The organism is Nocardia macrotermitis (genome assembly GCF_009604405.1).
GTDB lineage: Bacteria > Actinomycetota > Actinomycetes > Mycobacteriales > Mycobacteriaceae > Nocardia > Nocardia macrotermitis.
On sequence record NZ_WEGK01000005.1, the window covers coordinates 139,817 to 151,748 of the forward strand.

Below are 11,932 nucleotides of genomic sequence, written 5' to 3' on the forward strand. Positions count from 1 at the left end.
CTACGCTGGTGATCCGGAGCGCACCGCGAGAAGAACACCGAGAAAGGCGGCGTACCGGATGGCACGCACGCTACCGGAGTGGATGTATCCGCCGAGGCCGAGCGGCTGGGAGGCCGACGATCTCGACCGGATCCCCGAGCTGCCCCGGCATACCGAGTTGATCGACGGGTCGCTGATCTTCATGGTGTCGCCCCAGCGGTCCTGGCACGATCGCATCATCCGTCGCCTGACCAGTGCGCTCGAGGACCAGGCCCCCGCCGGGCACACCGTCGAGGCCCGGATGACGATCACGCTCGGCCGAGCCGACAGGCCGGAGCCCGACGTCATCGTGGCCGCGGTTCCGTACGATCCGAATCGCACCAACTTCCTTCCTGAGCAGGTGACACTGCTGGTAGAAGTGGTTTCGGAGGAGTCCCGAGCGCGAGACCGCGAAACCAAACCGTTCAAGTACGCCCGCGCGGGTATTCGCCACCACTGGCGGATCGAGGACGAGGCGGGCAACCCCGTGGTTCACGTCTATGAACTGGACGAGACGACACACGCATACGTCCCGACCTCGATTCAGCGAGACAAGCTCGCCGTGACCGTCCCCTTCGCCATCGCTGTGGATCTGTCGGCGCTGGCACGCTGAGCCCGGCGGCCCTGGCGACAGCTGAACGACGGTGCGCCGGTGATTCCGGTGGTGCTGTCGGGGACCGATCGGGTGAATCCGCGAGGGCGCGGCGTGGGTGGCGGTTCGCCAAGGTGCGGATCGGTTTCGGGGAGCCGCGGTACTTCCGGCCCGCGGACCAGGACGGTGTGCGTGGCGCGACCGATGCGTTGATGTCCGAGCTCGTGCAGCGTTCCGGGCGGCGATATGTCGATCACTACGCGAAACGGTTCGATGTCGCTTCGTGAGTGATGTGTCGGTGCCTCGTGAGAGTGTGGGGTCGCCTCGTGTGAACGTGTCGGGCGACCGGGTTCGTGTGGATGTTGCGGAGCGGGGATTCGATTCGAGGGATTCGAACCTCTGTACATCGGCGCGCGGGGCGGTAGGGTGGCAGGTGCGCGATGCGCCGGTCGGGGCGCGGATACGGGCGTGCTTCGGCGACGCGGGGTCCGGTTCGGGGTGTTCCGTCGTGCGTGTTATTCTCTTCGGGTTGTCTCGGCGAGGGTGTGAGGCACAGATGTGCACACACCGTGATCGACGCGGCTCGGCTTTTCCGCCGTTCTCGTTCGTTCTTTCGCCTGACGAGCAGACCCTTTGCCAGGGCAGTCCCTGGCCAGTTAGGTACACCCGCCCCGGAAAGCCGTAGGAGAACTTCCAGTCATGTCCGACACCAGCCTTCTCGAAGCCACCGTACGCACCGAATTCGGCAAGGGCGCCGCGCGCCGTACCCGTCGCGACGGCAACGTTCCGGCCGTGCTGTACGGCCACGGCGAGGCCCCCAAGCATCTGGCGATCAACGCGCAGGCGTTCGCGGCGATCCTGCGTGAGCAGGGCACCAACGCCGTGGTGAACCTGGAGATCGAGGGCACCAAGCAGTTCGCGCTGACCAAGTCCGTCGTGGTGCACCCGATCCGCCGCTACATCGAGCACGCCGACCTGCTGATCGTCAAGCGTGGCGAGAAGGTCGTCACCGACGTGCACATCACCCTGGTCGGCGACGCCGCCCCCGGCACCCTGGTCACCCAGGAAGCCACCACCCTGTCGGTGGAGTCGGACGCGCTGAGCATCCCGGAGCAGATCGAGGTCTCGATCGAGGGCGTCGAGGCCGGCACGCAGGTCACCGCCGGTTCCATCGCGCTGCCCGAGGGGGTCACCCTGGCCGCCGACGCCGAGACGCTGGTCGTGAACATCATCGTCGCCCCGGCCGCCGAGGCCGAGGGTGAGGGTGAAGCCGAGGCCGCGGCCGAATAAGCTGCCGCCCAACGGTTCTCCTATCGAACGACATGCCTGAGATGCCCGAGAATTCGACGTCCGGTTCGGCACGTCCCACGGGGCCCGCGCTCGTGATCGGTCTGGGTAATCCCGGTACCGAATACGAGCGCACCAGGCACAACGCGGGTTTCATGGTCGCCGACGCGCTCGCCGGGCGCGTCGGTGGCCGTTTCTCCGTGCACAAGAAGTCCGGCGCGGATCTGCTCGAGGCGCGGCTGGACGGGCGCAAGGTGCTGGTGGCCAAGCCGCGCTCGTTCATGAACGTCTCCGGCCGCCCGGTCGCCGCGCTGGCCCGCTTCTTCTCGATCCCGCCGACCGAGGTGATCGTCGTCCACGACGAACTCGATCTGGATTTCGGCGCCATCCGGCTCAAGCGCGGCGGCGGCGAGGGCGGCCACAACGGTCTGCGTTCGATCTCCAGCGCCTTGACCACCAAGGATTATCTGCGCGTCCGCTTCGGTATCGGGCGTCCGCCGGGTCGGCAGGATCCGGCCGACTTCGTGCTCAAGCCCTTCGCGAGCGTCGAGCGCAAGGAACTTCCCGTCATCGTCGAGCAGGCCGCCGACGCGGTCGAGCTGCTGCTCCGAGTCGGCCTCGAGCCCGCGCAGAATCAATTGCACTGACCTGATCGATCGCGTCTGCGTCGATCGCGTCCGCCTGGATCGTCTCTGCCTCTATTGCTCGGCCGGGATCGCGTCCGCTTCGATCGTGTCTGCCGGGATCGTGTCTGCCCTTATCGCGCCTGTCGCTGTCGCATGGTTGCTGTGCTGTGGCGCATACGGGTTGATACGGCGCTCGGGTGCCGAGTCGGTAACCGCAGACATTCAGCGGCGTCGATTACGTTGCGCCGGAACCACTTACGCCGAAGTAGCGCTATCATCGCGCGTGCTCGCGTACCCCTGCTCGAGGCACTGTTCACCAGCGCCGATTACGTTGTGCGAGACTCGGATTGCGGTCTGGGCGCGTGAGATCTGCGGTGGGCTGCGATGATCGGATGTGTGCAGGAGTACACGAAACTTGTTGATCGGGTCCGTGGGTCACTGCTCGGCGGGGCAATCGGTGACGCGCTGGGGTGGCCGATCGAGTTCTACGAGCTGGATAAGATCCGGGACGCTCACGGTCCGGACGGTGTGACGGATTTTCTGCCGGGGCGGGTCGCCGACGCGCCGCAGCAGATCACTGATGACACACAGATGACGTTGTTCACCGCGGAGGGGTTGTTGCGGCTGGTGCCGGGCACGGATCCGGCCCCGGCCTTGCGGCGGGCGTATCTGCGCTGGTTCCGGACCCAGAAGCAGGAGGAGCCGGATCCGGCGCCGGACGGCTGGCTGGCGGGTCGGCCGTTCCTCTACGCCCGGCGCGGACCCGGCAGCGCGTGCATGAGCGGACTGACGCGGCAGCAGGAGCAGTACCGCGAACCGCATCAGCTGGGTGTGCCCGGACCGGTCAACCCGGACTCCAAGGGGTGCGGGACGGTGATGCGGTCCGCGCCGTTCGGGTTGGCGCGCCTGGGCCCGGACGTCGCGTTCACCATGGCCGCGCGCTGCGCCCAGCTCACCCACGGCCACCCGACCGGCTATCTCGCGGCCGGGGTCTTCGCCGCGCTGATCGATCGGGTGGTCGCGGGTATTCCGCTGCGGGATGCGGTGCAGCAGAGCATCATTCAGATCACCGGCGGTCCGCACGCGGAGGAGACCGTGGCCGCGCTGCATCGCGCGGTCGAGGTGGCCGACGAGGACGAGGTCACGGCCGAACAGGTGCAGAAGGTGGGCGCGGGCTGGATCGCGGAGGAATGCCTCGCGGTCGCGGTGTACTGCGCGCTGGTGGCCGACCGGACCGCGGATCCCCGTGCGGCACTGCTGCTTTCGGTGAACCACTCGGGCGATTCGGACTCCACCGGCGCGGTCGCGGGCAATCTGATCGGCGCGGCGCACGGCCTGTCGGCGCTGCCGCTGGAGTGGGCCGGGAAGGTGGAGGGGCGCGACGAGCTGATCCAGGTCGCCGACGATCTGATCCTGGCCTTCCACGTCGGCGACCGCAATCACCTGCCCGCCCGCTATCCGCTCGACGTGCCGGTGCACTGACCGGCCGCGAGTCAGCGACCGGTGGCCAGCGCGGTGACGGCCTCGGTGAAACGCTCCAGCTCGTCGGGGCTCACGAAGCAGTGCGGCGAGGCGCGCACCACCGAGTCCAGCCGGCGCGCGGACATGTCCAGCAGCGTCGAGCCGCGATGGCTGACGGTGACCGTGATGTCCTGGGCGAGTAGGCGATCGCGGATGTCCACCGGAATCCAGCCGTCGATGGTGAACGAGACGATGCCGCTGTGCCGGGAGCCCAGATCGCGGACGGTCACCTCGGGAATTCCGGCGAGGGTCTTGCGCAGTTGCTGGGCGTTGGCGGCGATCGCGGCGTAGACCTCGTCGGGGCCGTGATCGAGCAGGTAGCGCACGGCCGCGCCCAGACCCAGGCGCGCGGCGACGTCGCATTCCCAGAATTCGAAGCGGCTGGCGTCGGCGGCCAGGCGGTATTCGCGCGGGCCGACCCAGGCCGCGCTGTGCAGATCCAGGCGGGTGGGTTCCATGGTCGCGGCCAATTCCGGTCGCACGTACAGGAATCCGGTGCCGCGCGGGCCGCGCAGCCATTTGCGGCCGGTCGCCGACATCGCGTCGACGTCCAGTTCGGCCACGTCGAGGGGGAGCTGTCCGGCGGATTGGCAGGCGTCCAGCAGGACCAGCGCGCCCACCCGGTGCGTCAGCCGGGCCGCCTCGGCGACCGGGTTGACCAGGCCGCCGTTGGTGGGCGCGTGCACCAGCGAGACGAGTTTCACCCGTTCGTCGAGCATCGCGGCCAGGGCGTCGAGATCGAGCTGACCGGTGTCGTCGCTGGGGATCTGTTCGACCACCGCGCCGCTGGCCTGGGCGCGCTGGAGGGTCGCGATGGCGTTGCTGGCGTAGTCGACCTCGGAGATCAGGATGCGGTCGCCGGGGGCGAGCGGCACCGCGTAGAAGAAGTCGGACCAGGCCCGGGTCGCGCTGTCGCTCAACGCGATACCGGCCGGGTCGGCGTTGATCAGCGTGCCGATCGCGGTCTTGACCGATTCCAGGTCGTCCAGGCGTTCGTTGGCGGCGCGGTATCCGCCGATCTCGGTCTCCCGGCGCAGATGCGCGGTCACCGCGTCCAGCACCGGCCGCGGCGGCAGCGACGATCCGGCACTGTCCAGGAATACCGGTGTCGGCCAGGTGACGTTGTCGTAGGCCGGGATGTCGGCGCGAAGGCGAGTCAGATCGAGCACCCGATCGACGATAGAAGATCGGAGGCGTCACGTGTGCGGCGAACTCGCCGAATCCGGCCCGGGACGTCCCGCGTTCGGGCGCGCCGCGTGAATCCGAGATTGTCCGTGAGGTCGGGTGAATCCGATTTATGCTGGTCGGAAGTGGTGTCCACGCAGCTGTCACCGTTTCGTCAGATTTCTTGTCGGTGCCCGCCGCTACTCTGGTTCGGGTCGGTCGGACGAGGGTTCCGGGCGGCACAGCTAGGGAGCAGCACGGCTGCCGCGGCCGAGACGGTCCGCGGCGGAGCGGAGGTTGACATGGCAGTCACGGCGGTACGGACCGCGGTCGGAGCGGGGGCTGGTTTGACCTCACGCGCCGCGGCCGAGGCGTATATCGGTGGTGTCTGTTTCAAGCAGGGCCCACCCTGTCTGATCGGTGCCGAGCTCGAGTGGCTCACCGAATCCGGTGAGTGTTCGGCACCCGCCCCGCGTCCCGAGCCGACGGCGCTCGCGGAGGCACTGGGGCCCTACGCGCCGTCCACGATTTCCCCCGAATCTCCCGCGCTACCTCTGCCCGGCGGCAGCCGAGTCACCGTCGAACCCGGTGGGCAGGTCGAACTCTCCAGTGCCCCGTTCGAATCCGCCGCCGAACTCTGCGCGAATCTGCGGGCCGATGCCCGCCAGCTCGAACGATTGCTCGAATCCCGTTCCATCCGAACGTTCTCCGCCGCGGCCGACGGCCTGCGCCCGCCGCAGCGCGTGCTGCAATCCCCGCGCTATCGCGCCATGGAACGGTCCTTCGCCGGAATCGGCCCGTTCGGCAAACTCATGATGTGCAATACTGCCGCGACGCAGGTCAGCGTCGACGCGGGTGCGGACAACGCCGAGATCGCGGCCCGCTGGACCGCCCTGAACACCATCGGCCCGGCCCTGCTGGCGGCCTTCGCCTGTTCCCCGGATCTGCATCAGGCCCCGGCCGGTGCGTGGGCCTCGCAGCGCATGCGCACCTGGCTGCGGCTGGATCATGCCCGGACCAGGCCGCCGGTGCTGGACTGGTCCGATCCGATCACCGCCTACGCGCGCTGGGTGCTGGACGTCCCGCTGCTGTGTGTGCGGCAGTCCGATCGCGACGGCGACTGGACCGCCCCGCCCGGCGCGACCTTCGCCGACTGGCTGTGCGGTGCGCTGGACGACGAGATCGGCCGTCGCCCCGACGCCGCCGATCTGGACTACCACCTGACCACGATGTTCCCGCCGGTGCGGGCCTCGGGATATCTCGAGGTGCGCTACATCGACGCGCAGCCCGGTCAGGACTGGGCGGTGCCGATCCACGTGATCGATGCCCTGATGTCCGCGCCCGAGGTGGTCGCCGCGGCCACCCGCGCGGGCGAACCGGTGGCGGACCGCTGGCTCGAGGCTGCCCGCTGTGGTCTCTCCGATCCTGAAATTCGTTCGGCCGCAGTGGATCTGCTGGAGATCGCGGCGTCCGCCGCGGCCCCGGACGTCGTCGATGTGGTGCACGACGCGGTGCGCCGATGTCGCGCCGGACTCATGCCCACCGCGCGCTGAACCGACCCCTCGCGCGGTTGTCGCGTGCTCATCCACCTCACCCACGGAGTGCTGTCATGACCGTCCACCTGCCCGGAACCGACCACAGCGATACCGAACGATTACGCGAGCGGATCGCCCGCGTGCTGATCAGGGCGCGCGAGCGCACCGCCGGGCTCACCGACTGCCTGGACGAGGGCGAGTTGGTGGCCCAGCATTCGCGGCTGATGAGTCCGCTGGTGTGGGATCTGGCGCATATCGGCAATCAGGAGGAACTGTGGCTGGTGCGCGATGTCGGCGGGCGGGAGCCGGTGCGCGCCGATATCGATCAGCTCTACGACGCGTTCCGGCATCCGCGCGCGGACCGGCCCGCGCTGCCGCTGCTGGATCCCGCCGAGGCCCGCGAGTACACCGGCACGGTGCGGGCGAAGGCGCTGGATGTGTTGGCGGACAGCGATTTACGGAGTGATCGGCTGATCTCCGGCGGTTTCGCCTTCGGCATGATCGCTCAGCACGAACAGCAGCACGACGAGACGATGCTGGCCACCCATCAGCTGCGGACCGGCGCCCCGGCGCTCGCGGCCTCGCCCGCACCCACCGCGGCGGTGCCGGTGTCGGGCGAGATCGTCATTCCCGCGGGAGAATTCACGATGGGCACCGCGACCGATCCGTGGGCGCTGGACAACGAGCGGCCCGCGCATCCGGTGCGGCTGCCCGGCTTCGCGATCGATGCCGCGCCGGTCACCAACGCCCAGTATCTGGAATTCATCGCCGACGGTGGTTATCGGCGGCGGGAACTGTGGTCCGAACGCGGGTGGGCGCATCGGGTCGAGGTGGATCTGAACGCGCCGCAGTTCTGGGAGAACGACGGCGGAAACAATTGGTGGCGAAGGGTTTTCGGCGCGATGACGCCGTTGCGGCCGCGGCAGCCGGTGGTGCACGTGTGCTGGTTCGAGGCGGAGGCGTACGCGAACTGGGCCGGTAAGCGGCTGCCCACCGAGGCGGAGTGGGAGAAGGCGGCGCGGTTCGATCCGGCCACCGGGCGTTCGCGCCGGTTTCCGTGGGGGGATGCCGATCCCGACGAGAGCACCGCGAATCTCGGGCAGCGGCATCTGGAACCGGCCGAGGTGGGTGCGTATCCGGCGGGCGCGTCACCGGCCGGGGTGCATCAGCTGATCGGGGACGTGTGGGAGTGGACGTCTTCCGGATTCGAGCGGTATCCGGAGTTCGAGTGGTTCCCGTATCCGGAGTATTCCGAGGTGTTCTTCGGCGGGGACTACCGGGTGCTGCGGGGCGGGAGTTTCGGCACCGACGAGGTGGCCTGCCGATCGACGTTCCGGAACTGGGATCATCCGATCCGGCGGCAGATCTTCTCCGGCTTCCGGCTCGCCCGCGATCTGCGATCGGACGAGCGCTGATGTGTCGTCATCTGGGATATCTGGGTCCGGTCGCGCCGGTCGGTGAGATCCTCACGCGCGGTGCGCATTCGCTGTACCGGCAGGCGTGGGAGCCGCGCGATATGCGGGGCGGCGGGACCATCAATGCCGACGGGTTCGGGGTCGCGTGGTGGCGGCCCGGGGGCGAGGTGAGCAGGTATCGGAACTCGTCGGCGATCTGGACCGATCCGGCGGTGGAAGAGGTGCTGCCGCAACTGCATTCGTCCGCCGTGCTGGGTGCGGTGCGGTCGGCGACCAATTCGCTGTCGGTGGAGCGTAATGCGTGCGCGCCGTTCGCCGGTGGGCGCTGGGCGTTCAGCCACAACGGCCGGATTCCGGACTGGCAGCCCGTATTGACCAGGCTGGCAACCGAATTCGGGTCACCGTCGCTGATCGAGGCCGAATCGCGCACGGACGCCGCGACCCTGTGGGTGATCGTGCGTGATCTGCTGGAGAAGTCCGGTGACGCCGACGCCGCGACCGCCGACCCGGCCGAGGTGCTGCCGCGGGTGATCCGCGCGGTACTGGAACTGTCTCCCGAATCGCGCCTGAACCTGTTGCTGGGTGATGGCGGAACACTGTGGGCCACAACGGTTCACCACGCGTTGTCGGTGCTGGTCACCGAGGAGATCGCGGTGGTGGCCTCCGAACCGTACGACGACGATCCGCGCTGGCGGGAGATCGCGGACCGGCAGCTGGTGACATTGCGTCCCGGCCACCTGTCGATCGTCCCGCTCGATACCGAAGATGCCGAAGACGCCGAAGGGGCACTGTGACATGACCGCACCGACGCTGGAAATCCACCTCACCGACGCCGATCTCACCGAGGCGCTGCGCGCGGACGCGCGGCGCGGGCTGACCTCGGACCCGAAGACGTTGCCGCCCAAATGGTTCTACGACGCGCGCGGCAGTGAGCTGTTCGAGGAGATCACCCGGCTGCCGGAGTACTACCCGACCCGGACCGAGCGGGCGTTGCTCGAGCGCGTCGTCGGGGAGATCGCGCGGATCGCGCGGGCCGAGGTGCTGGTGGAACTCGGTGCCGGGTCGGCGGCCAAGACCCGGCTGTTGCTGTCCGCGCTGAGTTCGGCCGGGCCGTTGAAGACCTATGTGCCCCAGGATGTTTCGGAGTCCGCGCTGCGCGGTGCGGCCGATCAGGTCAGTGTGGAATTCCCGGGGCTCGCGGTGCACGGCGTGGTCAGCGATTTCACCGATACCCTGCACAATCTGCCGCGCGGCGGGCGTCGCATGATCGCCTTTCTCGGCGGCACCATCGGCAATCTGATCCCCGCCGAACGCGCCGAGTTCCTCGCCGGTGTCGCGGCGGTGCTGGAACCCGGTGAGCAACTGCTGCTCGGTGCGGGGCTGGTCATCGATCCGGCCGTCCTGGTGCCCGCCTACGACGACGCCGCCGGAATCACCGCGGAGTTCAATCGAAATGTGTTGCACGTCTTGAACTCTCGCCTCCGCGCCGATTTCGATCCGGATGCCTTCCGGCACATCGCGCTGTGGGATGCCGAGCACGAGTGGATCGAGATGCGGCTCGAAGCCACCCGGGATATGACCGTCGCGGTTCCCGATCTGGATATCACCGTCGAGTTCGCGCGGGGTGAGCAGATGCGGACCGAGATCTCCGCCAAATTCCGTCCGCAGGGCCTGACCGCCGAACTCGATGCCGCGGGTTTCGACACCGAGCACATCTGGACCGATCCGGACGATCGCTTCGCCCTGATCCTGGCCGCCCGCCGCTGATCGACAGCTCACACCGGTAGCCCCGACCGTCCCATGGTCGGGGCTACCGGTGCTGCGCCGACATGCGACACTCCTGATCTCCGATGCGGTCCGCTGATTCACTGATTGTTTGCCAAGACAACAGGATCCGGCCGCCCGTGGCTTGTCGGGGCTTCATCGGGGCTGGTGACCGTTGTTCGGTTTGCACCACATGTATGAATCGAGGGATCAGATGGTGAAGACCAGTTCGGTACGGGCCCGATGGGTGGCCGCGGTCGCGGGGCTCATGGTGTCGCTGTCCAGCACCGTGGCACTGACGGCTCCGGCGACGGCCGACACCGACTGCGCCACCACGCAGCGGCACAACCCGGCGGCGAAGTACCTGTGCGCCAAGACCAATGATCTGGTCGACGTCCGGATCGGTGACGTGCTGCCGACGCAGCCGTCGCTGGGCTACGACGAGGTGTATTACAAGCTGGGGCGCTACACCCTCGGCAAGGACACCGTGAACAAGAAGTTCGACGACTGGTGCGAATCCAACGGTCAGGTCAGTGCGGCGACGGTGACCGCCGCCTCGACGCTGCGGAATTCGGCCTCGTTCACGTGTTCGGTGGCGATCGGCAAGGAGACCACCGAGAGCATCGCCAATATGAAGACCGTGGTCATCGGTCCGGGCGGCAAGCTGTACCTGACCGACGGCCACCACACCCTCACCTCGTTCTACGAGACTCCGGACGCCGGCGCGGACACCCACATCCGGCTCAAGGTGCTGGGCAACCTGAGTGCGCAGCCGATGTCGACGTTCTGGGACACCATGCAGAAGAACGGCTGGGCGTGGCTGAAGGATGTGAACGGCAGGACGATCAAGCCGGCGCAGCTGCCGAAGTCGGTAGGGCTGGCCAACTTCGCGAACGACAAGTACCGGGGCCTGCTCTACTTCGGCCGCGACATCGGCTATTCGCAGAATTCGCTGCCGTTCCAGGAATTCTATTGGGGCGCTTGGGTTCGCGACGGCAAGGCGGTCCCGGACTGGAACGCCAAGGACCTGACCAGCTACCTGTCCGCGGTCGAGACCATGACCCGGGCGCAGGTCGCGCTCGGTGCCAATGGTGTTGTGGCCGAGGGTAAGACGGCCGGCGACCTGGGCGTGCTGTCCGCGTGGAATGCCGGAAGCGCCGCCACCGCAGGCGAATTCGCCAAGCTGTCGAAGCCGTACTCGGATGCGAAGCCGGGCAAGCTCGCCTACGCGATCGAATACAAGGCGCGCAACGGTAAGTGATCGCCGCATGTCCGGGCGGCTCGTCGTCGCCCGGGCATGGGTTTTCGTCGGTGCTAGGCGGCCATTGCGGTGAAGACCCGGGTGATCACCAGGGCGATCTGGGTGGTCGCCTGATCGATGGGGCCGATGGGCTGGAACAGGTGGCTCAGGGTCAGGCGGACGAGGATTTCCACCAGGGTGGACAGGTCGTCGTCGGTGAGGGTGAGGTGGGGGTAGCGGTCGCGCATGGCGGCGATCAGGGCGGTCAGGGCGCGGCCGAGGACCGGTTCCGGTTCGGTGACCAGGGCGGGGAGCAGGGTGGTGTCGCCGGTGTGGCGGCCCGACAGGACCGCTTTGAGCAGGGTGTTGTCCGCGCCGGTGCGCAGGGTGTACTCGGCGGCGTGGGTCATGCCGGTGATGGGGTCGGCGGGGTGTTCGGCGAGGGTGGCGACGATACCGCTGAGGAAGGTGCCGAGTTCGCGTTCGATCAGCGCGTCGGCGAGGGCCTGACGGGTGCCGATCTCCTTGTAGAGGACCGGGCGGCTGATGCCGACATCCTTGGCGAGCCGGGACATGTTCACCGCGCCCCAGCCTTCGGTGCAGACCACCTCCCGGGCGGCGTCCAGGGCTCGTTCGCGCAGGAGCAGGCGCATCTCGGACTGGAAATTCGGCGCATCTGCCACGGTCGTCATCGTACATCAGCTCCTCTTGTGACTCCGTCGTTGACAATCAAGCATAAGTTGTCTTCACTGGATACACATGCGGCGAAT

Annotated in this window: 11 protein-coding genes; 9 read left to right on the forward strand and 2 right to left on the reverse strand. The window is 68.0% G+C overall.

All coding sequences use genetic code 11. From position 1 onward, the window contains the following. Window positions 1-58: 58 nt before the first annotated feature. The 4 genes from NRB20_RS13475 to NRB20_RS13490 all read left to right on the forward strand — a co-directional run bounded on the left by NRB20_RS13475 (window position 59) and on the right by NRB20_RS13490 (window position 4,005). Window positions 59-631 carry a Uma2 family endonuclease gene (locus tag NRB20_RS13475; RefSeq protein WP_153410461.1) on the forward strand — a complete coding sequence of 191 codons (573 nt, stop codon included), beginning with the start codon at window positions 59-61 and terminating at the stop codon, window positions 629-631. Window positions 632-1,309: 678 nt separating this feature from the next. Continuing rightward, window positions 1,310-1,900 (forward strand): 50S ribosomal protein L25/general stress protein Ctc, encoded by a 591-nt coding sequence (locus NRB20_RS13480; RefSeq protein ID WP_153410462.1) that lies wholly within the window; start codon window positions 1,310-1,312, stop codon window positions 1,898-1,900. 32 nt (window positions 1,901-1,932) lie between these two features. Beyond that, entirely contained in the window at window positions 1,933-2,544 is a 612-nt protein-coding gene (pth, locus tag NRB20_RS13485) for an aminoacyl-tRNA hydrolase (RefSeq protein ID WP_227833482.1), read from the forward strand. A gap of 363 nt (window positions 2,545-2,907) precedes the next feature. Then, the gene (locus NRB20_RS13490) at window positions 2,908-4,005 is read left to right on the forward strand and encodes an ADP-ribosylglycohydrolase family protein (RefSeq protein ID WP_153410463.1); all 1,098 of its coding nucleotides are present in this window, start codon (window positions 2,908-2,910) and stop codon (window positions 4,003-4,005) included. 11 nt (window positions 4,006-4,016) lie between these two features. Here the strand turns inward: NRB20_RS13490 and NRB20_RS13495 are convergent, their stop codons facing one another. Continuing rightward, window positions 4,017-5,213: an aminotransferase class V-fold PLP-dependent enzyme gene (locus NRB20_RS13495; RefSeq protein WP_406603822.1), complete on the reverse strand. Its 1,197-nt coding sequence runs from the start codon at window positions 5,211-5,213 to the stop codon at window positions 4,017-4,019. A gap of 297 nt (window positions 5,214-5,510) precedes the next feature. Between NRB20_RS13495 and egtA the strand changes: the two genes are divergently transcribed. The 5 genes from egtA (at window position 5,511) to NRB20_RS13520 (ending at window position 11,183) form a co-directional block, all read left to right on the forward strand. Further along, the gene (gene egtA, locus NRB20_RS13500; RefSeq protein ID WP_153410464.1) at window positions 5,511-6,761 is read left to right on the forward strand and encodes an ergothioneine biosynthesis glutamate--cysteine ligase EgtA; all 1,251 of its coding nucleotides are present in this window, start codon (window positions 5,511-5,513) and stop codon (window positions 6,759-6,761) included. A gap of 56 nt (window positions 6,762-6,817) precedes the next feature. Further along, entirely contained in the window at window positions 6,818-8,158 is a 1,341-nt protein-coding gene (egtB, locus tag NRB20_RS13505) for an ergothioneine biosynthesis protein EgtB (RefSeq protein ID WP_153410465.1), read from the forward strand. After that, window positions 8,158-8,952: an ergothioneine biosynthesis protein EgtC gene (egtC, locus tag NRB20_RS13510; protein WP_153410466.1), complete on the forward strand. Its 795-nt coding sequence runs from the start codon at window positions 8,158-8,160 to the stop codon at window positions 8,950-8,952. Before egtB ends, egtC begins: the two co-directional genes overlap by 1 nt. 1 nt (window position 8,953) lies before the next feature. After that, the gene (gene egtD, locus NRB20_RS13515) at window positions 8,954-9,925 is read left to right on the forward strand and encodes an L-histidine N(alpha)-methyltransferase (RefSeq protein ID WP_153410467.1); all 972 of its coding nucleotides are present in this window, start codon (window positions 8,954-8,956) and stop codon (window positions 9,923-9,925) included. A gap of 211 nt (window positions 9,926-10,136) precedes the next feature. After that, window positions 10,137-11,183: a ParB/Srx family N-terminal domain-containing protein gene (locus NRB20_RS13520; protein ID WP_194289835.1), complete on the forward strand. Its 1,047-nt coding sequence runs from the start codon at window positions 10,137-10,139 to the stop codon at window positions 11,181-11,183. Between the two features lie 53 nt (window positions 11,184-11,236). Here the strand turns inward: NRB20_RS13520 and NRB20_RS13525 are convergent, their stop codons facing one another. Next, on the reverse strand, window positions 11,237-11,854 hold the full coding sequence (locus tag NRB20_RS13525; RefSeq protein WP_227833483.1) for a TetR family transcriptional regulator: 618 nt from the start codon (window positions 11,852-11,854) through the stop codon (window positions 11,237-11,239). Between the last annotated feature and the right edge of the window lie 78 nt (window positions 11,855-11,932).

Bases quoted from the DNA above. Each gene is read 5' to 3' on its own strand.
- NRB20_RS13475 (WP_153410461.1), top strand. From the start codon at position 59: ATGGCACGCACGCTACCGGAGTGGATGTATCCGCCGAGGCCGAGCGGC.
- NRB20_RS13480 (WP_153410462.1), top strand. From the start codon at position 1,310: ATGTCCGACACCAGCCTTCTCGAAGCCACCGTACGCACCGAATTCGGC.
- pth (WP_227833482.1), top strand. From the start codon at position 1,933: ATGCCTGAGATGCCCGAGAATTCGACGTCCGGTTCGGCACGTCCCACG.
- NRB20_RS13490 (WP_153410463.1), top strand. From the start codon at position 2,908: ATGATCGGATGTGTGCAGGAGTACACGAAACTTGTTGATCGGGTCCGT.
- egtA (WP_153410464.1), top strand. From the start codon at position 5,511: ATGGCAGTCACGGCGGTACGGACCGCGGTCGGAGCGGGGGCTGGTTTG.
- egtB (WP_153410465.1), top strand. From the start codon at position 6,818: ATGACCGTCCACCTGCCCGGAACCGACCACAGCGATACCGAACGATTA.
- egtC (WP_153410466.1), top strand. From the start codon at position 8,158: ATGTGTCGTCATCTGGGATATCTGGGTCCGGTCGCGCCGGTCGGTGAG.
- egtD (WP_153410467.1), top strand. From the start codon at position 8,954: ATGACCGCACCGACGCTGGAAATCCACCTCACCGACGCCGATCTCACC.
- NRB20_RS13520 (WP_194289835.1), top strand. From the start codon at position 10,137: ATGGTGAAGACCAGTTCGGTACGGGCCCGATGGGTGGCCGCGGTCGCG.
- NRB20_RS13525 (WP_227833483.1), bottom strand. From the start codon at position 11,854: ATGACGACCGTGGCAGATGCGCCGAATTTCCAGTCCGAGATGCGCCTG.